This window comes from Clostridium sp. AM27-31LB (assembly GCF_003480745.1).
GTDB lineage: Bacteria > Bacillota > Clostridia > Lachnospirales > Lachnospiraceae > Butyribacter > Butyribacter intestini.
In genome coordinates this window covers 522,177-544,847 of the sequence record NZ_QUJS01000001.1, presented here as the reverse complement: position 1 = coordinate 544,847, position 22,671 = coordinate 522,177, and the positions used below count along the sequence as shown (strand labels likewise).

15 protein-coding genes and 1 tRNA gene are annotated in these 22,671 nt (G+C 36.8%); all 16 read right to left on the bottom strand.

Going from position 1 to position 22,671, the window contains the following annotated elements; genetic code table 11:
- Window positions 1–23: 23 nt before the first annotated feature.
- The 16 genes from polA to DW721_RS02060 all read right to left on the bottom strand — a co-directional run bounded on the left by polA (window position 24) and on the right by DW721_RS02060 (window position 22,657).
- Complete coding sequence (gene polA / locus DW721_RS02135) at window positions 24–2,915, bottom strand: DNA polymerase I (protein ID WP_118744646.1); 2,892 nt, start codon at window positions 2,913–2,915, stop codon at window positions 24–26.
- 103 nt (window positions 2,916–3,018) lie between these two features.
- Window positions 3,019–3,372, bottom strand: a complete 354-nt coding sequence (locus DW721_RS02130; protein WP_118744645.1) for a zf-HC2 domain-containing protein — start codon at window positions 3,370–3,372, stop codon at window positions 3,019–3,021.
- On the bottom strand, window positions 3,338–6,592 hold the full coding sequence (locus tag DW721_RS02125) for an SbcC/MukB-like Walker B domain-containing protein (RefSeq protein ID WP_118744644.1): 3,255 nt from the start codon (window positions 6,590–6,592) through the stop codon (window positions 3,338–3,340). The genes DW721_RS02130 and DW721_RS02125 overlap by 35 nt, the downstream gene beginning before the upstream one ends.
- The gene (locus DW721_RS02120; RefSeq protein WP_182436172.1) at window positions 6,593–7,741 is read right to left on the bottom strand and encodes an exonuclease SbcCD subunit D; all 1,149 of its coding nucleotides are present in this window, start codon (window positions 7,739–7,741) and stop codon (window positions 6,593–6,595) included.
- 250 nt (window positions 7,742–7,991) lie between these two features.
- Entirely contained in the window at window positions 7,992–9,581 is a 1,590-nt protein-coding gene (locus tag DW721_RS02115; RefSeq protein ID WP_118498230.1) for an AAA family ATPase, read from the bottom strand.
- Window positions 9,582–9,860: 279 nt separating this feature from the next.
- Complete coding sequence (gene cysK, locus DW721_RS02110; protein ID WP_118744642.1) at window positions 9,861–10,793, bottom strand: cysteine synthase A; 933 nt, start codon at window positions 10,791–10,793, stop codon at window positions 9,861–9,863.
- Window positions 10,794–10,886: 93 nt separating this feature from the next.
- Window positions 10,887–12,194, bottom strand: coding sequence for an O-acetylhomoserine aminocarboxypropyltransferase/cysteine synthase family protein (locus DW721_RS02105; protein ID WP_022013526.1), 1,308 nt, complete (start codon window positions 12,192–12,194; stop codon window positions 10,887–10,889).
- 567 nt (window positions 12,195–12,761) lie between these two features.
- Window positions 12,762–13,841: a tRNA 2-thiouridine(34) synthase MnmA gene (gene mnmA, locus DW721_RS02100; protein WP_118744838.1), complete on the bottom strand. Its 1,080-nt coding sequence runs from the start codon at window positions 13,839–13,841 to the stop codon at window positions 12,762–12,764.
- Between the two features lie 170 nt (window positions 13,842–14,011).
- Entirely contained in the window at window positions 14,012–14,455 is a 444-nt protein-coding gene (nifU, locus tag DW721_RS02095; protein WP_022013524.1) for a Fe-S cluster assembly scaffold protein NifU, read from the bottom strand.
- A 26-nt stretch (window positions 14,456–14,481) separates the two neighbouring features.
- Complete coding sequence (nifS, locus tag DW721_RS02090) at window positions 14,482–15,663, bottom strand: cysteine desulfurase NifS (RefSeq protein ID WP_022013523.1); 1,182 nt, start codon at window positions 15,661–15,663, stop codon at window positions 14,482–14,484.
- A gap of 231 nt (window positions 15,664–15,894) precedes the next feature.
- A tRNA-Leu gene (locus tag DW721_RS02085) sits at window positions 15,895–15,977 on the bottom strand.
- Window positions 15,978–16,154: 177 nt separating this feature from the next.
- Entirely contained in the window at window positions 16,155–16,517 is a 363-nt protein-coding gene (locus DW721_RS02080) for a response regulator (protein WP_022013522.1), read from the bottom strand.
- 163 nt (window positions 16,518–16,680) lie between these two features.
- On the bottom strand, window positions 16,681–17,133 hold the full coding sequence (locus tag DW721_RS02075) for an NUDIX domain-containing protein (protein WP_022013521.1): 453 nt from the start codon (window positions 17,131–17,133) through the stop codon (window positions 16,681–16,683).
- Between the two features lie 95 nt (window positions 17,134–17,228).
- On the bottom strand, window positions 17,229–18,806 hold the full coding sequence (locus DW721_RS02070; protein ID WP_243035923.1) for a penicillin-binding transpeptidase domain-containing protein: 1,578 nt from the start codon (window positions 18,804–18,806) through the stop codon (window positions 17,229–17,231).
- Window positions 18,790–20,181, bottom strand: a complete 1,392-nt coding sequence (locus tag DW721_RS02065; RefSeq protein ID WP_022013519.1) for an FtsW/RodA/SpoVE family cell cycle protein — start codon at window positions 20,179–20,181, stop codon at window positions 18,790–18,792. Before DW721_RS02065 ends, DW721_RS02070 begins: the two co-directional genes overlap by 17 nt.
- A 13-nt stretch (window positions 20,182–20,194) precedes the next feature.
- The gene (locus tag DW721_RS02060) at window positions 20,195–22,657 is read right to left on the bottom strand and encodes a U32 family peptidase (protein WP_182436171.1); all 2,463 of its coding nucleotides are present in this window, start codon (window positions 22,655–22,657) and stop codon (window positions 20,195–20,197) included.
- Between the last annotated feature and the right edge of the window lie 14 nt (window positions 22,658–22,671).

Sequence of the window (22,671 nt, the reverse complement as noted above, 5' to 3'; positions counted from 1 at the left end):
AGCCTGCAGCAGTTTTGCAAATGTTAGTGTGCCTCAAACCAATCATCCCCTTGCTCCACTTCCGCAATAAGAGGAACTTTAAGTTCAGCCGCCGATTGCATATTTGAAATAAGTATCTCTTTCACCTTTTCAATCTCATCAACACTTGTCTCTACCAGCAGTTCATCGTGCACCTGAAGAACTATCCTTGATTTAAGTTTTTCTTCTTTTAATTTTCTTGCAACTTTTATCATCGCTATCTTTATTATGTCTGCCGCTGTTCCCTGTATAGGCGAGTTCATTGCAATTCTCTCACCAAATGAACGCTGCATAAAGTTTGATGATTTTATTTCAGGCACTGGTCTTCGCCTGCCAAATTTTGTGTAAGAATATCCTGTTTCTTTTGCTTCTTCTACTTTCTCGTCAAGAAATGCCTTTATCGCCGGATATGTGGCAAAGTATTTCTTTATTATCTCGTCCGCTTCTTTTCTCGTTGTGCCAAGATCCTGTGAGAGACCGAATGCACTTATCCCGTAAACTATTCCGAAGTTTACTGCCTTTGCATTTCTTCGCTGAAGATCGGTGACCTCGTCAAACGGTGTGTGGAATACTTTTGATGCGGTACTTCTGTGTATATCATCACCGTTCTTATATGCCTGTATAAGATGTTCATCCTCCGACATATCAGCTAAAACTCTCAATTCTATCTGTGAGTAATCTGCATCAAGGAATACAAATCCGTCTTTTGCCTTAAATACTTTCCTGAATTCACGCCCCATCTCCATTCTGATAGGAATATTCTGGAGATTTGGCTCTGTCGAACTTATTCTTCCCGTTGCTGTTATCATCTGGTTAAATTTGCCGTGAATTCTCTTATCGTTCTCGATAAACACAGCAAGTCCCTCTGCATATGTTGACTTTAATTTTGTAAACTGCCTGTAATCAAGTATCTTTGATATAATAGGGTCTTCTTTCTTTAGTTTTTCAAGAATATCCGCTGATGTTGAGTAGCCTGTCTTTGTCTTTTTTGCAAATGGCAGTTTCATTTTTTCAAACAATATCACACCAAGCTGTTTAGGTGAATTTATGTTAAACTCCTCACCTGCAAGGTCATATATATCACTTTCAAGTTCAATTATCTTTCTGTCAAGTTTTTTTGCAAGCTGTTCAAGAACGGCTATGTCTGCCTTGACTCCGACTCTCTCCATCTGATATAAGAAATATGCCGTCGGCATCTCCACTTCACGGTAAAGTTTTATCATGCCTGTTTTTTCGAGTGTGCTTTCAAGATTTTTATATCCAGCCACAGCCACATACGAAAGTTCTCCCGTATATTCCAAAAGATTGTTTATTACAACATTCTTTTCCTCGTCCGCACTCTCCCTAAGATAATCGTCATCTATCTCCGATACGATTTCTGAAAGTCTGCTTTTTCCAAATCTCTCACTATATGATGGTATCGTCATATCAAGATAATCCCTTGCTATATCGTCAGCACCGTAACTGTCTTTAAGCGGATTTATAAGATATGCAGCTATACTTACATCTGATATTTTATTAAACAGCCTGTCAAAATCCGAATCATCAAATGCCATCTGTAAAGGTGCTTCCCTATCCTCTGAAAGATTTTCTGCAACCGCCGTAAGATGCAGTTCGTTCTTCCAGTCTATCAATGCGATATGAGATATTTTCTTTTGAATTTTTTTATAAGTTTCTATCAGAAAATCTCCGTCTGTCTCATCATTTTTTAATATGCTTACGGTTTCATACTCACCATTTTTTTCGTAGCTTAAACTAAGTCCCAAAAACAAATATTCATTTGTGCTGTCACTCTCATCTTCAAGAGAAACTGCTGATATATCATCAAATACAAATGCCATCTGTCCGCCGCTTTTTTTCTTATTTTTCTTTTTCGTAACACCTGAATTTGACCACTCATCGCCAAAAAATGATACTCCAACAACCTCAGGTGCATCCTTTATAAGCTCGTCAGCAAATCTCTTTACCTCTATTTTTTTCTTCAAATATTTAAAATTCTTTGGTCTTTCAACCGCTTTATTCATTGCCTCGGAATCGAATTTTTTTACAAGTGATTTTAGTTCTAGTTTCTTTATCCACTCAAATGCCTCAGATGTAAATATATTTTCAAGTTTTGCATCTTTGATACTGTAATCAAGTTCGCAGTCTGTCTTTATCGTCGCAAGTTTTTTGCTTAAGAAAGCCATATCCTTTCCTGCTCTCAAAAGCTCCCTCGCCCTCTTTGGCTCTACTTCCTCGATATGCTCATAAGCCTCCTCGACACTCGGAAATGCCTTAAGTATCTTTACTGCCGTTTTTTCACCGACACCTGCAACTCCTGGTATATTGTCAGCTGTATCTCCCATAAGACCTTTCATATCTATTATCTGAACCGGCGTGACACCGTATTTTTCTATTACATCCTCTGTATGATATTCTTCAACCTCAGAACCGCCTTTTTTTGTCTTTGGAATACTTATCTTGATATTTTTTGTAGCAAGCTGCAAAAGATCTCTGTCTCCTGATACAAGAGTAACTTCTTTTCCTTCTGCTTCTGCCATCTTTGCGATAGTTCCGAGTATATCATCCGCTTCAAATCCCTGTCTTTTTACAATCGTGATACCCATCGCTTCAAGCACATCCTGTATAACAGGCACCTGCTGTCTTAACTCCTCAGGCATAGGTTTCCTCGTGCCTTTGTACTCCTTAAACATCTCATGTCTGAATGTAGGCTTTTTCACATCAAAAGCAACCGTCAGATATTCCGGTTTTTCCGTATCAAGTATCTTAAACATGATATTTAAAAATCCATAAACCGCATTTGTATGCATCCCTTCTGAATTTGTCAGATCAGGCACTCCATAAAATGCCCTGTTTAATATACTATGCCCATCTATTAAAACTATTTTTTCACTCATCTGTTAAATTTCCCTTTCGATTTTTGGTAACTGTCCACACATATATGACTGCCTATCTTTGCTGTAAAAATTCATATTTATAATATATACCAAAGTGTCATTATCAGTAAATAAGAATAACACTTATACATACAAATATAAAAAGAAGAACCTTTTCAAACAATACAAACCGGTATCTTAAAATATAAGATTTTGCATCATCCATCCTATCCTGTGAATCTATCTGCGTTTTGCCCCTGAGATTATCGCTGTCAAGAAGTTTCATTCCCATTATCAATGTATAATATACATCATATTCTTCACGGCACTCCTCACAGCTCTCAATATGACTTATAAACTGTTCCATTTCTTTTATGTCCATGTTATCATTTATAAAATCAATGATACCGGACTGCACCTGTTTACAGTCCATCTTCTTTTTTCTATCTGTCCTGAACCCATGTAATGTGACTTCCATCGTTATCCTTTCTTACAATTATCTTTGATGGTATCTGCTCTTTAAGTTCTGATACATGCGAGATTACTCCGACCAGCCTGCTGCTGCCTGCAAGGTCTAAAAGTATCTTTACTGCTTTGTCCCTCACATCATCACTCAGCGAGCCAAATCCCTCATCAATAAACATTGTATCAATCTGCGTTTTGCCTGAATTATTCTGCACAATATCTGACATTCCGAGTGCCATTGCAAGCGAAGCCATAAATGTCTCACCTCCCGACAAAGAGTGGGCATCTCTTACCTTTCCGGTAACCGGACTGTAAACATCAAGCTCAAGTCCTGTCTCACCTGCCGTAGTAAGCGAAATATCTCTGCACTTTAATAAAAATCCGTTTGATGTCATAACCGCAAGTCTTTTGTTTGCGTAAGAAATTACCATATTAAAATATTGTCTGAGCACAAAAGTCTGGAAATGAATTTTTTTACTGTTCGCCACATTATTAAGAGAAGATATTATTTTATATTTTTCATTGAGTTTTCCTCTCTGTTCCATAAGTTTTGAAACTTTATCTCTCACTGAATTGTTCGTACCAAGCTTTGAGACCGTAATCTCATTTTCATTTGCAAGCCTTTCTGCTTCGATTTCCATTTCTGCTTTTTGCTGTAACATAACATCTGTGTCAATCTCTTTTTCGCCGTCAAGCATATCATCAAGGACACTGATAAGCGAACTGACTTTGCTCACTTCTTCTTTGTATTCCTGTATCTGTCTGTCGAATATCTCAATACTTTCTATATGAACAAGACTTTCATTGTATGCTTCTTCGTTTTCAAATTCTTTTTCTTTAAGCACTTTAATAAAATCGTCATACTCAGTTTCAAGATTTTTCCTGTCTGTTTCGAGCTGATTTTTGTTCTCTTTTATCGTACCATTAAGATTACTTTTTGTTCTGTCGGATTTTAAAATATTTTCATCAAGTTCCCTTTTTCTTTTCTCCAGAACTTCTATTTTATTTCTGATATTTTCAAGTTCTTTTAAGGCGGTATCCGAACTTTCATAGGAGAGTTCTTTTTTTAACATCTCCATTTCTGCACTTAAACTTCCAACGCTCACAGACTGTTTATTCAACATTTCTGCGTTATCAGATATATTTTCTTCCATTTCCTTAAGCTTTGCTTCTGTTTCTTTTTCAGCTTTCTCACGCTTTAGCTTTTCTTCTTTTTTGCTATATAAATCTTCTATCGTCTGCTCGTTTTCTGTCAAAGACTTTTTAATTTCTTTTATTTTTGTTTTTACATTCTCCTCCAGCTTGTCAGTTTTATTTTCACCGAAACTTGTATATTCCTTATCTTTTACATTTTCCTGTTGTCTTATATTCTCATGCTCTTTTATATCAGTATCAGTTTTATCTTTTATACTAGCATTGTAGCCCTTTTTATCTTTTAAAGAAGTATCCGCTTTATCTCCTAAATAATAACAAATCTCATAATACCTCTTTACCTCGGCAAAAGCCACATCTTTTTTTCGCTTATTATCTTCAAATATTTTCTGTGAATTATTTTTTTCTTTTTCACATTCATTTTCTCTTGACTTTGCTCCGTCAAGTTCTTCTTTCGTGACCGTATCTTTTGTCATTGCCGCAGGGTGTGTATGATTAGTCGAACCACAGACCGGACAAGGCATACCGTCTTTTAGTCCCGCCGCAAGTATTGCCGCCTGAGCCGCCACATATCTGTCACTTGTGTTCTCATATGTTTTTCTGGCTTCTTTCCATGCCAGATATTTATCCGCATATTCTTTTTCTGCACTACCCAGTCTGCTGTTTTCTTTTTTATATGAAGATATTGCTTTTTTTAATGCTTCAAATTCTTTAAGATTTCTCTTTTCATTCTCATCTGCCGATATATATTTTTGCAATTCCAGTTCAATATCTTTAAGCTGCAAAAGTATTTTTTTATTTTCTTCACTTTTTATGAGAGCTGCCTTTTTTTCATCATTTAATAAATCTGATTTTTCTTTTAATTCTTTTAACTTTTTTTCTTCTAAAATATATAACTTATTTTTTTCATCATATACTTTGTATTTTTCCATCTCATTTTCAAGCCTGTTTTTTTCTTTTAACAGCTTTTCATTGTCAGTTAAATAACTCTTTTCAAAACTTTCCTTTTCTGATAAAAGTTTTTTATGGCTCTGCTCTAACAAAACAAACTTTGACTTATTCTGCTCTAACTGTTTCTCTCTTAATTCTATTGTATTTTTTGTTTTAATATAAACTGACTGCACCTGCCTTACTTCGCCTGCCGCCTTTGCCTTTTTTAATATCACAGCTTTATTATCATATGTTTCTTTTTGCTCCATCAGAGACTCATACCGCAAAACTGCTTCTTTTCTCTGTCCAAACTTACTGTTTATCTTATCTGCATCCGATATTCTCTTTACAAGCTTTACAATGTCAGCATTTTTTTTATCAATTATTTTTTTTTCTTCATTTTTCTTTATCTCAAGTTCTTTTATCTCTTGTTCAAGCACATCAAGCAGAAGCCCTGGTTCTGTATCTCTCTTTTCAAAGGCTTCTCTCCACGCATCAGTATTCCCGTTTTCCTCACTTACATAAGCTGTATTAAAATTTTCCTCCAGCAAAAGATTGTTATCTTTTATCTGTGCATATATCTTTTTAAATCTGTCGTTTATTACTCTCTCAATCTTCTCATATATATCCATAGAAAAAATACTTTTAAATATCTCTTTTCTATTCTTTGTGTTTTCCATGATAAGCTCACGAAACTGTCCCTGTGCAATCATCACTATCTTTCCAAACTGCTTATAGTCAAGTCCAACTATGCTCTGGATTTTTTCATCTGTCTCCTTATTCTTTCCATTAAAGACTTCTCCATCAGGCAGAGTAAGAACGACATCAGATGTAACACCGCTTTTTCTAAAATTGGTCGTTCTTTTTACGACATAGACACCTTTATTTTCCCCATGTGTATATTCAAATGTAAACTCCACAAATGTTTTCTGCTTGTCCTTAGCATACTCACTTCTCATCATTTTTGTTTCTCTGTCACCACCGCCCATCTTATTGTAGAGAGCATACATTATTCCATCAAAAATAGTAGTCTTACCTGAACCCGTATCACCCGATACAAGAAAAAGACCTCCTTTTATTTTTGAAAAGTCAATAATCTCCTCTCCTCCGTAAGAGCCAAATGCTGACATAACAAGTTTTAATGGTTTCATTTACTCTTCCCCCACTTCACTAAGTATTTCCCTGAATAGTTCACTCTCTGCATCATTCATTTTTCTGTCCGTAAGCTGTTCAAAAAAAGTATCAAACGCATCATATGGTGACATTTCTTTTAATTCACCTACATCCTCAAGCATTATCTTTCTTGTCTCGGAATTATCAACGACCACTTCTAATATGTAGTCAAAATACGCACCCAGTTTTTCCTTTACATCAGGAATTATTTCTTCATCCCTCAAAGTAATGCTCACATAATCATTTTTAAGTTCTTCATCAGCCGAAGCTATTATATCATCAAAATATCCCGTAAGTTTCTTTACATCTCTTATCTGTGTCAGTGGAAGTTTTGTTATCTCAATCTCTTTATTTTTTTCTTCCATATCCACCATTACAATGTTCTTATTATGATTTCTCTCACTCACTGAAAATTTAATCGGTGTTCCACTGTATCTGTTTTTCTCACAACCCACAAACTGTCCGCCGTGAATATGTCCGAGTGCTGCATACTCAAAATCATCAAATGCCGATACATCGACAGCATCAAGTCCGCCCACTATAGCCGGAGTCTGCTCCGACTCACAAAGTTCAGGCTCTTTGTGACCTGACACAAAAAACTGATGTGCAAGAATAATATTCCTCTCATTTTTATCTATGTCTGTATTTTCAACAAGCTTTTTTATTATTGCGTCTTCCCCTGCTGCCGCCTCCTCCGGCATTGAATTTTTAAACAGTGCAGGCTTCAAAAACGGCAGCATATAGACATTTACATTTCCATATTCATCCGCAAATTTAACTTTTTCTATCTTTTCATTTTCTCCTGTCGGAGGAACCGTTGATATATATATATCATGCTTTTTAAGAAAATCTTTTCCAAAACTCAGTCTTTTTGCATTATCATGATTTCCTGAAATAATAAAAACCTTTCTTCCGGAAAGTTTATTTAAAAGTTCGTCAAGCAGCGTCATTGCATCCGCTGATGGCACTGACCTGTCGTAAACATCACCTGCGATAAGAACCGCATCGGGATTGTATTTGTCACAGTAATTTCCAAGCTGCTCTATAAAATTTCTGTGTTCCTCCGTAAGGTCATAACCATACAAAAGTTTACCAAAATGTAAATCCGAAATATGAAAAAATCTCATTTTACTCCTCATTTCTATCACATATCTTAGGCGTTTGCGAAACTATCATAAAACTTGATTAAATTGTGCAGATATAACAAATAGTGTTAGTCGGCATTTTTGTCGTCGTCAGCACTTAATCAACGTTTTTTGCTGATTTATGTACTGCTACGAACGACAACATAGCGAGAGCGTGCCGACGATATTATTTGTTATATCTGTGCAATTAACATAACATATAATTAGTTTCACAAATGCCTATATCACATATCTATTCATTATCTGTCCCCTGCACTTCTTCTATCACACAGGTATGATGCTTTTTGTCTTTTCCCTCCGCATCATAGCTTATCCCTACAAGAAGTATTTTGTCGCTATAGCCTGACAATGCACCATGGTATCTGTTTTCTTTTATCTGTTTAATTGCCGTGTCTGCCGATTTATTATATTTTAATTCTACTACCATTGCCGGTCTGACCCCCGCATTTGCTCTAGGAATAAACACAAAATCTGCAAATCCTTTTCCGGCAGGCATTTCACGGACAATATTATAATATCCCGGTGCTGTAAAATATGCCATTGTAAGAACACAGCTAAGCGAATTTTCATCATTGTACTTTAATACTGATGTGTAAGCATCATGAGCAAGCTCTATAAGTTCGGCAACTCTTTCTGCATTTCCATCTATAGTTTCAAAAAGCAGTTCATCGCAAGTTGAAATCGCTTTTGCAATCTCTTTCCACCCACCTGTTTGCAATGCAAGTTCAAATGCAGTTGCCACCTCATAGTTTGGCACATATGCACTCTTTCTGTCCGCATCATATCCAAGATAACCCAAATGTATCAATGCCGTTAAAGCATCATCCTTTGATGCAATAGTTGAAAAATCATTTTGAAATGTATTTGGATTTACCATGACTTTTCCACCTGCAAGCATCTTCATAATATCATCCTTTAGTCCTGCATAATTCATCGTTATAAATGTATTTATTGATGCAAATGAAGATGTATTTCTCCAGTATGAATCAAAATCATTTCTCTCTATTGCCATAGAAACAGAGTTTGGATTATACATATGAATACCGTCAATCAAATATCCGTTGTACCATGCTTTCATACTGTCAAAATCCATATCAAACCGCTTGCATAATCCTGTAACCTCATCTTCCGTAAAACCATAATATTTTGTGATCGGACTTGATTTTAACATTGTATATTCACTGAAATTATTTAAAGCTGACTCATCTTTAATCTTTTTTATCGGTAAAATTCCCGTAATATATGCCAATGCGAGAAAAGATTTTGACTCCTCCGATTTAAACAGCGAGTGTAAAAACTGTAAATACTCGTGTACCAACTCTTTGTCATCGCTGTTTCTGATAACGCAATCCCACTCATCAATTATTATCACAAACTGAATTTCTGTTATCTCATAAATCTCCTGTATCAGCAAATATAAATCTTCATTATAATCTAATGTATCGCCATATTCTTTCTTAAAATCCTTACATATTCTCTTTTTAATTGTGTCCGCCAAATCTTCTTTATGAAAATCCCAGACTGATGAAATATCTAAATGGATAACATTATATTTGTTCATGTATTTCCTATAGTATGCACTATCCGCAATTGCTGTGTCATCAAAAAGATTTGACGAATCACAGCCAAGACTATAATACGCATCTATCATTCCAGCCGCATGAGATTTGCCGAACCGTCTTGCATGACTTACAGCAACGCATCTGCCACTCGTCCCCAGCAGACCGTTAAGATATTCCAAAAGTCCTGTTTTGTCCACATATATCCTGCTATTTTTGTCACCTGTAAAGCTCCCATTCTTTGGATTAAAATATACACCCATTATATATCACCTCATAATTTCCGTTATGTTATTTTATATGATATTTAATCAAAAGGTATTTTTTCCAAGAACTAATGTTATGGATTTTTATCTGCTTTTGACTATTACATCATATATGAAAACAGTTTGCTGTCTGCCTTTAACCCTTGCATCTTTTATTCCAAGTATAACACATATCACAAAACCTTAAAAGAACAAAGTCGGTTAAAAAAGACCCTGCACAGCATTTCCACCATGCAAGGTCTTTTATATATATTTTGATTTTACTTCCAGCTCAGTTTAATCTGTAAATAATGATGTTGAATAATATCTGTCACCACTGTCCGGTAATAATACTACAATATTCTTTCCTTTGTTTTCTGCTCTTTTAGCATACTCGATTGCTGCTGCAATTGCTGCTCCTGATGAGATACCTACGAGGATACCTTCCTCTTTTGCAATCGTCTTGCTATATTTAAATGCATCATCATCCTTTATAGGCAAAACTTCGTTATAGACTTCTGTACTAAGTGTCTTTGGAACAAATCCTGCACCTATTCCCTGAATCTTATGTGCTCCTGCGTGTCCCTGTGAAAGTACAGGTGATGTTTCAGGCTCAACTGCTATAACTTCAATTTCAGAATTTTTAGCTTTTAGGTACTGACCTACTCCTGTAAGAGTTCCACCTGTTCCCACACCTGCTACAAATGCATCTACTTTTCCATCCGTGTCATTCCAGATTTCAGGACCTGTTGTCTTTTTGTGTGCAGCAGGGTTTGCAGGGTTCTCAAACTGTCCCGGTATAAAACTGTTTTCTATCTCTTTTGCAAGTTCCTCCGCCTTTGCAATAGCACCTTTCATTCCCTTTGTTCCGTCTGTAAGCACAAGTTCAGCACCATATGCCTTTATAATATTTCTACGCTCGATACTCATTGTCTCTGGAAGTACAATGATGATTCTGTATCCCTTTGCTGCTGCGATTGCTGCAAGTCCGATACCCGTATTTCCCGATGTCGGCTCAATGATAGTTGAACCCTCTTTTAAAAGACCTTTTTCCTCTGCGTCTTCTATCATCTCTTTTGCTATTCTGTCCTTAACGCTTCCTGACGGATTAAAATACTCAAGTTTTGCAAGAATTTTTGCTTCAAGATTAAATGCCTTTTCAATATGTGTGAGTTCTACAAGCGGTGTGTTTCCGATAAGTCCAAGTGCACCTTTATATATATTTGCCATAATAATAATCCTCCTGTTTATGTTATATCTATATTCTAACACTTAATGAAGTGTCTGAATATAACTTTTATTTTACTTTACAATGTTTTTTATTTACTGAACTGCCTTAAATGCTTCATCAAGATCTTCGATAATATCGTCAATGTTCTCTGTTCCGATTGAAAGTCTTATAGTATTTGGCTTGATACCCTGGTCTGCAAGTTCCTCTTCGTTAAGCTCTGCATGGGTTGTTGATGCAGGGTGGATAACAAGTGATTTAACATCTGCTACATTTGCAAGGAGTGAGAAAAGTTCAAGGTTATCGATAAATTCTTTTGCTTTGTCTGCATCTCCCTTAATCTCAAATGTAAAGATAGAGCCACCGCCATTAGGAAAATATTTTTTATAAAGACGCTGCTGCTCAGGGTCTTTGGATACTGACGGATGATGAATAGCCTCTACAAGTGGCTGTTTCTTAAGGTAGTCTATTACTTTAAGTGCATTCTCTATGTGTCTCTCCACACGAAGTGACAATGTCTCAAGCCCCTGGAGGAATATCCATGAATGTATAGGCGAGATAGTAGCTCCTGTATCACGAAGAAGGATAGCTCTGATTCTTGTAACAAAAGCTGCCGGACCTGCTGCATCAGCAAAACTTATTCCATGATAACTTGGGTTTGGCTCTGTAAGCTGTGGAAATTTACCTGATGCTTTCCAGTCAAACTTTCCTCCGTCAATAATAACACCACCGATAGTCGTTCCGTGACCACCGATAAACTTAGTAGCTGAATGAACTACAATGTCTGCTCCATACTCGATAGGACGAAGAAGATATGGTGTTGCAAATGTGCTGTCGATAACGAGTGGAATCTTGTGTGCATGTGCTATCTTGGCGATTGCTTCTATATCTGTAACTTCTGAATTTGGATTTCCAAGAGCCTCTATGTAAAGAGCTTTTGTATTGTCCTTGATAGCAGCTTCAAAAGCTGATGGATCAAGCGGATCAACGAATGTTGTCTCAATATTGTAATCTACAAGTGTGTGTGCAAGAAGGTTGTATGTTCCTCCGTAGATATTCTTTGCTGCAACGATATGGTCTCCTGCAAGTGCAAGGTTCTGAATAGTGTATGTAACTGCTGCCGCACCCGAACCAACTGCAAGTGCTGCAACACCACCTTCAAGTGCTGCTATTCTTTTCTCGAAAACATCCTCTGTAGGATTTGTAAGTCTTCCATAAATATTACCTGCATCCTTAAGACCAAATCTGTCAGCGGCATGCTGTGAATTGTGGAATACATAAGATGATGTCTGGTAAATAGGAACTGCTCTTGCATCTGTAACTGCATCTGCTGTTTCCTGACCAACATGTAACTGTAATGTTTCAAATTTAAAATTTCTATCTGCTCTTGATTTCTTACTCATATATCTGTCCTCCATATATCAATTCTATTCTTTGTTTGTGCCTGTATTCTTTATTTCCAATCAATAAGTATCTTTCACTCTCAGCTTTTGACTCTCAGCAAAAAAATATCTTTGCTCTCAGCTTTTAGTTCTTTCATCACTTTCGCTCGGTCTTTTTTTAAATATATATCAGCGGCAACAGTAATCATGCCACCATTTAAAGCTGCACATTCGACTGTCTTTCATTGTGTAGTCAACTAAAAATCGTCTGTTTATCATTTAACTCCCTCCATACTCTACTTGTCATATATTTCATATTACCTTGGTATGATTTGCTGACAAAAATTATAATACTCCCTTATTCCTACTTTGTCAATAGGAAATATATATTTTTTTACTAATGTGTAACAGTTTAGCCATAAAAAGATAATTGACAATACAATGAGCTTGTTCATTGTATTGTTAAGTACCTTTTTATGGTAGAATAGCCTTTCATTTCTGAAATGAGTAAACATAAGCTGCAAAGCAGCGACTGACAGCTCGCTGGCAGGTTTATGAATGTAAGAAATGCAAGGCTGAACTGTTACACTAATATCTAGTTATCCATCCGCCGGCAGCTATCACATCCCCATCATAAAATACAATAGCCTGTCCCGGTGTGACTGCCCTCTGCTTCTCATCAAACACACATTTTAATCTTCCGTCTTTCTCTGGATAAACAATACATGGCGAACCCTGGTGTGCATATCGTATCTTTCCGATAAACCTCGTCGGCTCTGTTATTTTCTCAACCGACATATAGTTTATATTTTCGACATATACCGTATCTGAAAATACACTCTTTCCGTCACCTAAAACTATCTCTCTCGTGTCGGGACATATTTTATTTATGTAATAAGGCTGTGTAGACGGAAGTCCGAGTCCTTTTCTCTGCCCTATGGTATAGTGTTCTATTCCCTTGTGGACTCCGAGAACATTTCCGTTTTCATCCACAAAATTTCCGGGAACTGTCTTTTTTCCTGTCTCTCTCTCAATAAAACCTGCATAATCATGGTCAGGTACAAAGCATATATCCTGACTGTCACTCTTGTGTGCGACTTCAAGACCTATTTTTTCTGCAATCTCTCTTATCTGGTCTTTATTATATTCACCAACCGGCATAAGCGTTCTTCTAAGCTGCTCCTGACTGAGATTAAAAAGCACATATGTCTGGTCTTTCTTCTTTGTCGCAGACATTTTGATGGTATATCTGCCATTGTCAAGTTTCACTATTCTTGCATAGTGGCCTGTAGCAATATAATCAGCACCTATCTCCATCGAACGCTGTAAAAGTGACTGCCATTTAACATACTTGTTGCAGGCTATACAAGGATTAGGCGTATGTCCCTTTTTATATTCATCGACAAAATAATCTATAACATATTTCTGGAAATCATCCCTGAAATTCATTACATAATAAGGTATGTCAAGCTGTGCAGCCACACGCCTTGCATCCTCCACTGCTGACATTCCGCAGCAGCCTCCCTCATGCTCAACTGTGCAGGCATCTTCCTGCTGCCATATCTGCATCGTAACCCCGATAACATCATATCCCTGTTCTTTCAATAAATAAGCCGCAACCGATGAGTCAACACCGCCCGACATTCCAACAACAACTTTCTTCTTCATATATCCAAAACCTTTCTTAAAACTCATTCAGTCAGACAGATATTCACAATCCACTCTGCTCATTTCACAATTTCCACAAAACAATAATAGCCGTACCATAAAAGATAAATGTACCTTTTTATCATACACTATCTTTTACAATACGACCACTACTTTTAGTCAGCAACTCTCTAGTATTCTTCCTCAGGAGCTTCCTCTTTTTCACTTATATCATTTACAGGCTTTTCAAGTCCTTCGATCTTAATACCATTCTTCTCTGCATAATCCCAGAGTGCTGCATGTATAGCTTCCTCTGCAAGAAGTGAACAATGAACCTTAACAGGTGGAAGTCCGTCAAGTGCTTCCATAACAGCTTTATTTGTAACCTGTAAAGCCTCCTGAACTGTCTTTCCTTTTACAAGCTCAGTTGCCATACTGCTTGTTGCAACTGCCGCACCACATCCAAATGTCTTAAACTTTACATCTTGTATAATTCCATTATCATCAATATCAAGGTACATTCTCATAATGTCACCGCATTTTGCGTTACCAACTGTACCTACACCGCTTGCGTCTTCTATCTCTCCGACATTTCTTGGATTGTTGAAATGATCCATAACTTTTTCACTGTACATAGTAAGCCTCCATTCTGTGTTTTTATCTATTTATTATTCTTTACAAAATCCTCATAAAGAGGCGACATACTTCTAAGTCTCTCGATAATTCCCTTAAGTTTGTCTACCGTAAAGTCAACTTCTTCCATTGTGTTTTTCTCTGATAAAGTAAGTCTCAATGAACCATGTGCTATCTCGTGCGGAAGTCCGATGGCAAGTAAAACATGTGAAGGATCAAGTGAACCTGATGTACATGCTGAACCGCTCGAACCACAGACACCGTTCTGGTCAAGTAAAATGAGCATCGACTCGCCCTCGATAAACCTGAAGCATACATTTACATTGTTTGGAAGTCTTTTAACTTTATCACCATTTAATTTAGCGTAAGGGATTTCTTCCATAACTCTGCTTATAAGATGGTCTCTGAGCTTTGTCTCATATTCCATTCTCTCTTTCATATTGTCTCTTGCAAGCTCAACAGCTTTTCCTATCCCGACAATACCCGGAACATTGTGAGTACCTGCTCTTCTCTGTCTCTCCTGTGCTCCGCCATGAACAAATGAACCGATTTTTACACCTTTTCTGATATACATGATACCGATTCCCTTAGGTCCGTTTATTTTGTGACCGCTTGCACTGAGCATATCTATATTCATCTCATCAACATTCATAGGAATATGACCGAATGCCTGAACCGCATCAGTATGGAACAATACACCATGATCTTTAGCAATCTTTCCTATCTCAGCTATAGGCTCTATCGTACCAATCTCATTATTTGCTGTCATGATTGAAACAAGTATCGTGTCAGGTCTTATCGCTTTTTCAACATCAGCAGGATTTACAAAGCCGTTCTCATCTACATCAAGATAAGTAACTTCAAATCCTTTTTTCTCAAGATATTCACAAGTGTGCAAAATAGCATGATGCTCTATCTTTGAAGTGATAATATGCTTGCCTTTGTTTGCGTAAGCATCGGCAGTTGCCTTTAATGCCCAGTTATCAGATTCACTTCCACCGCCGGTAAAATAAATCTCTTCCGTTCTTGCACCAAGAAAGTCTGCAATAGTCTTTCTTGCATCCTCAACAGCTTTCTTACTGTTTCCTGCAAAACTATATATACTTGATGGATTTCCATAAAACTCAGTAAAATATGGTTTCATAGCATCAAACACTTCAGGATATACCTGCGTGGTAGCCGCATTGTCCATATAAATACATTTACTCATATTTGTCCACTCCTTTGTCTATATAATAAATTTTATTTTCTAACGAAAACTCTTATCAACAAGGATTATTATAACATTGCTTTTTTCAATGTCAACATGATAATTACCGTATATATGTAATCTTATTGAAAACATTTATCAATAAACCTTTTTGACAGATTGAGTAGAAAAAAAACTTGAACATCAAAGTATAAACTCCAATGTACAAGTTTTAAACTCTCAATATGTAAATGCACCAGGAGGGATTTGAACCCTCACGAAGTCACCCCCGACGGATTTTGAGTCCGTTGCGTCTGCCGTTCCGCCACTAGTGCATATTGTGCTGTCACAACATTTGCTATCATATCATTAAACATCCGAAATGTCAACAATATTTTTTCTTTTTTCAACTCATCCCCGAATGATTTTATTGAAAAGAAACTGCCACATAATCACAATCAAAAATGCGGCAGATTATTTTCAATAGGAATATTAATAATTATGTAGATATATTAACCAATAACTTTCTTAACAGCCTCTAAAACTCTATCTGCCTGGAATGGCTTAACAATAAAGTCTTTAGCTCCATTCTGAATAGCTTCAATAACCATTGCCTGCTGTCCCATTGCTGAACACATGATAACATTTGCTCCGGCATCAGCTTCTTTAATCTTCTTTAAAGCCTGAATACCATCCATCTCCGGCATAGTAATATCAAGTGTAACTAAATCAGGCTTTAACTCTGTATATTTCTGGATAGCGACAACCCCATTTTCAGCCTCACCGACTACATTGTAACCACCTTTTGTTAAAATATCCTTTACCATCATGCGCATAAATGCGGCATCGTCAACAACTAAAATATTATTTCCCATGGTCATTCTCCCTTGCATAAATTAATAACAGATCTTATTTTATAACATAATCTGCCCAAAACTAACTTTTCTTTTGTCAGTCCTATAGACTACAATCTTGATAAGATTATATATCTTTTAATTCTTTGTGTCAAGTAAAATGGATTATCTAAAAGCATTTACTTTAAAAATACTTATGACTTCCCCATAAATTACTTCTTTTAAGATCAAGATATTCGCTATATGCTTTTTCCAGTATCTGCTTTTCATTTGAAAATTTGAGCATATGATATGCTTCATGATACTTATAATATCCTGAGTCTACAAAATATTCCTCCTTCTGAGGTTTACTGTGATAACTGTCTGCCATCATAAGATACCAGTGTACATCTTTTACTACTGTGTCATTTGGTGTGTTAAAGGTATATTGGCTCTTGCCAACATATTTGATAATACTGGCAGCCACATTCGTTTCTTCTTTCACTTCCCTTAAAGCAGTTTCCTTATATTCCTCGCCTGCTTCGACTGTCCCCTTTGGAAGAACCCAGCCATCATAACGATGTTTATAATTCTTGTAGAGCAATAAGATTTTTCCTCTAAAAATCACCACGCCGCCACAGCTCGTTGCTTCGATCATTGCAATTCCTCCTTGGTGTGCGTGTACATATTGTGTATATTATACCCTTTTTAACATACTTTTGCAACAAATTTTCAAAATCCCGCAATTTATAACTAATTCCCCAGATACTCACTAAACATTGCTTTTGCTATTGGCACTGCATACCTGTTTCCTGTTCCTGCTGCCTCGACCACTATACTCACCGCTATCTTAGGCTTATCTGCCGGTGCAAATCCCACAAACCATGCATGCGAGTTTCCCTTTGAATTAAATTCAGCAGATCCTGTCTTTCCGGCAGCCTTATAAGAAAATCCGTTAAGTGCAGTTCCTGTTCCCTCACTGACAACGGCTTTCATCAGTTTCTTTACCGTTCCTGCTGTTTTTTTGTCTATTATATTTCCTATTTTTTTAGGTGAATAGCTTTTAACCGTCTTTCCGGCATCATTTTCCGTATGATCGACTATATACGGTGTCATCATTTTTCCATCATTTGCTATCGTACTGCTTATAAGTACATTCTCAAGAGGTGTTATTCCCGTCTTTCCCTGACCTATAGATGTCTGCATTACCTCATATTTATCTGACTTTCTGTTAAGTACAAAACTGCTTTTCTTATAATCAAAGTTTACTGAAAGACTCTTGTTAAAATTAAATTTTTCGCATAATTCCCTGAATTTATCCACATTAAGTTTTAAGCCTATATCTGCGAATGAACAGTTACATGATTTTGCAAATGCCCGTCTTAAATCTACTTCCCCGTGTCTTTCCCCGGCATAACACCTTATCCTGTTACCATAAAATGAATCTGAGCCTTTACACACATATCTGTATTTTTTATAGCTGTCCTGATTTTCAAGAATATATTCAGTTGCAGTCATTATCTTAAATGTAGAGCCCGGAGGATATAACCCTTGAGTTGCCCTGTTTAGTAATGCCGACTCCGTGCTGTTCCCGGATATTAGTTTACTCCAGTCCTTAGAAACATTGTTTGGGTCATAGTCGGGTTTTGAAACCATAGCAAGAATCTTTCCTGTTGACGGTTCCATCGCAACAACTGCTCCTTTATAACTTCCAAGTGCATTATACGCCGTTTTCTGAAGTTTGTAGTCAAGTGTGGTTATAACATTATCCCCAGGCTTTTTTTCTCCCTTGAAATCTGAAAAAAGCTGTTCGGCTGGATTTGCATGGGAAGTAAGCAGCGGATAACACTGACTTAATTCCACTCCCGTCATACTGTTTGTAATTCTTCCGACGGCATGGCAGAACATATTTTTATATGGATAATATCTTGTATCATTTCCATGTTTGTCTGTTATCGTCTTTGCAAGTACCTTTCCGTCAGCAGATACTATATCGCCACGCTTTACTTTTTTGGCAAGTACCTCCTGCCTTTTATTATATGAATTATTTATTATATCCGCACTGTCACGCACCATAAATCTTGTAATATACAAAACCATTGCAAGAAATAGTGCAACAAAGCAATAGGTTACTACCAATATCTGACGGTTTCCCATTTTTCTTTCTCTGTTTTGAACATCCTGTTGACGCATATCGGAGTCATGTCCGCTCCCCCCTGCCCCCCTGATGCTTCGTCCTATTCTTACGCTTCTGCCGGCTCTCTTTAAATCCGTGTTCCGATTTTTCCCTGAATTTTTTTCTCTGCTCCTGTCATTATGACTCCGCCTCATCATCATCCCCCCTTTTATTGTTTATAACATATAATCCCTGTATTATAGCAAACAGTATCAGTGTACTTGTGACTGAACTTCCTCCGTAACTTACAAGCGGCAGGGTAACTCCGGTAGATGGAATAAACTTTGTAACTCCGCCTATTGTAAGAAATACCTGAAACATATATTCAACACTTAAGCCGAGTGCAGTAAGCTTATAAAATCTATTTTCTATCTTCAAAGAAATATTTATAAACATTATAAAGCAGCTTATCTCCACAAGTATAATGCATATACCAAAAAAAACTCCCATCTCCTCGCATATAGCAGAAAAGATAAAATCTGTTTTTGAAACGGGTATCTTTTCCGGTGTTCCCTCGCAAAATCCCATTCCAAACCATCCGCCGGTACCTATCGCAAATAATGACTGTGTTACCTGGTAACCTTTATTTGCAACATCGCTCCAGGGGTCTTTCCATGCTGAAACTCTTACCCTTACATGGTAAAACAGCTTGTACGCAAGAACTGCTCCTGCTGCCAATGCCCCTGTTCCAAGAACAAGATAACTCTCTTTTCTTGTCGATACATATAATATAACAAGATAAGTTATATAAAATATGAGTGCACCGCCTAAATCTTTTTCTGCTATGAGTATAAGCACATGAATTGCCGCTGGTATAGAGACTTTTACTACATCTGCAAAATTTCTCACTCTCGACAAAAAAGCTGCCGCAAAAAATACAAATATTATTTTCACAAATTCTGACGGCTGAAGTGCGAAACTTCCGATTATTATCCAGTTTCTTGCCCCATATTTTTCCTTTCCTATCACAAACACAAGTGACAGCATTGCTATACCTATCAGTGCATATACAACTCCAAATTTGTCGAAATAAGGAAATTTTTCTATAATAAATGGTATAAACAAAGCCACAACCCCTATAGCCGCAACAAATATCATCTGTCTGATTATGTCCACCGTGCTGAGTCTTTCTATCATTATGAAACCGATAGTCAGAAGCATCATCATATTATTTAAAACAAGCTTTGACATTCCCTTATACACAAAAGGATAAGCCTTGCACATAAATACCAGCATTAAAAACTGGCACACATAAAATATCAATATATTTTTGTCAAGACTGTTTAAGAACAATACAAATGTTGCTATAAAATGTATTGCAAACATCATTTTCTGCTGCCTTGCATAAACTCTTTGTTCTCTCTCTTTATTTCTCCCGATAAAAACCGTAAAACAATGCCATGTATATATTGCAAACAATATAATTATTATATATTTTGATGTTTCAACAAGTATAGAATGAAGTACACCGATAATGTTCATGTCACCGAACAGATTTATCAGCTTTTCTGCTGCCTGTTGTTTATTCATTAAATCCCCCCAGTTATTCTACGCCATTTGTAATATGACCTTCATCATATATGCCGTTGTATTTTCCTGAAAGCACAGTCTTTACCTCTTCTATGCTTTCAAATGTAAAATCATATCTGAACTTTGATATGCCTTTATCTTTAAGCTTGTCTTCATATTCTTTAAGATACAATGGTGTCTTTTGATATATTATATTATAACAATATTTACAATAATTTATTGCCATAAACTCTCTCGATTTTCTGTCTGTAAGAATAATTTTTTCATTTATTCCTTTTTTCTCTGAAAAAGCACATTTTTTTGTGTTATATCTGACACACTGTGCAGATACCATAAGAGGAATATGTGTATATAATATAAACTCACATCCGGCTTTTTTGGCAATGCCGTCCATCTCATACTCCGTCAGTTCAAACGGCATCGTAAATTTAGTTATGCCGTTTTCTTTCCAAAAATCATATGCACTTTTGTTCATGACATACATCTGTGCATCACACACAATTTTTTCAGAAGAAATCATACATTTTTCCGTCAGAAATGTGTATTCCTCAAAGTTTTTGATTACAAATCCGTCACATTTTTCAAGATATGAACTATCTTTCCCTGTTAAGACTGCACTTTCCCTTTCCCAGACATTCTTTCTGAATATCTGCGGCATCACTATAAATACTTTCTTTTTGTTTTTGTGTATCTCATCTATGGCATGATTTATCTCATTATCGTCTAAAATCTCCGTGCGAAGATAAATCTTTGTGATATTTTTATCTTTAAAATCTAAAACGGCTGACAACTGTTCCATGTTCATGACAGATACAATATACTCCGTCGTTTTGCCCAGCTCTTTTTCAGGCTCTCCAGTTAAATATTCTTTAACTTTCTCTCCCTCATCACATGGCATGGCACTTCTTCTATGTTTTTCTAAAATCTTTTTTTTAAGACCGTCAAGTGCCTCACGACGCATCTTTTTCAACATTCCTACCGGGATAAAAAGACCATCATCCATTGTCACATCAAGTGTTGAAAACTCAAATTCCGTATTGCCTGTCTGCATGATACTTTTTTTTACACTCTTTTCATCTGCCGGATTTTTAAGTGCATTCTGACACACATCACCGCTCACGGAATACACTATATCTTTAAGTATCACCTGCAATACGGCATTTTCACCTGTATGTGCTTCAAATTTTCCTGTTATTATGACCTTTTTTTCTTTATCTATATATTTTTCTCTTATATCGTCAAGAAGAACTGCTTTTTTTGTTCTGTAAACTTCATCACCGGCAAAAATACGGCTGCCTTTTTTAAATCTCGCTTCAACCTGCATACCTGCTTTTAAATGAGTTCCTACCGTATATTCATACTCCTGTCTCATATTGTTATCGCAGAACTCCACAACATCCTGCGGATATATATCTTTATCAAGTTTGTATCTGAGCGAACCTTTCCCCACGGAAATGACCTTTCCCACTAATACTCCGCCATGTTTTGGTCTTTTTGCCGATAACATCACCCCGCTGTCATATTTTTTCTTTTCAAGCGGAACACCGCTTCTTCCTTCAAGATACCCCTGGGTAAATCCACCTCTATTATAAATCTCCTTGAGATGGCAAATGTCATTTTCAAATTCAGCTCTATTTGTTTTAATGTAATCTCTATATCCGTCTTTCCCAAGTTCAACATAAAGGTCTGTATATTTTCTGAACATTGCCGTAACAAATGCAGTATATTCCGGTCGTTTCATCCTGCCCTCTATTTTAAAGGAGTCAATGCCGCACTCTATCATTTCTGCTATATAAGGAAGATTTGAAAGCTCCATCGGACTTAACACATACTCACCAATGCCACACTTTTTGCCGTCAACAAGATACTGCTGTCTGCAAGGCTGGGCACATCTTCCCCTGTTTCCGCTTCTGCCGCCTAACATACTGCTAAAAAGACACTGACCTGAATAGCAGTAACAAAGTGCTCCGTGAACAAACACTTCCATTTCAAGAGATGTGTCTTTTCTCATCTGAACAAGTTCTTCCATAGAAAGTTCCCTCGCAGGAACCATCCTCGTAACACCATATTTTTTTAACAGTTTGTCCGAGACTCCCATCGTAAGTGTCATCTGTGTACTTGCATGGATTTCAATATCAGGAAACCATTCATGTATATTTTTTAAAACTCCTATATCCTGTACTATCACGGCATCAAGCCCTGCTTCATAATATGGTTTCAAAAACGGATAGAGTTCATCCATTTCCCTGTCCTTTAACAATGTATTGACCGTCATATATATCTTAACTCCGTGTAAGTGACAATATTCTATGGCACTTAACATTTCATCTTTTTCGGGGTTGTCGGCATATGCCCTCGCACCAAATCTGCTGCCACCGATATATATAGCATCACACCCGGCTGCTACTGCCGCCTTAAGGCTCTCCATAGAACCTGCCGGTGCAAGTATCTCCGGAACTTTTATCTTATCTTTCAAATCCACATCCTCCA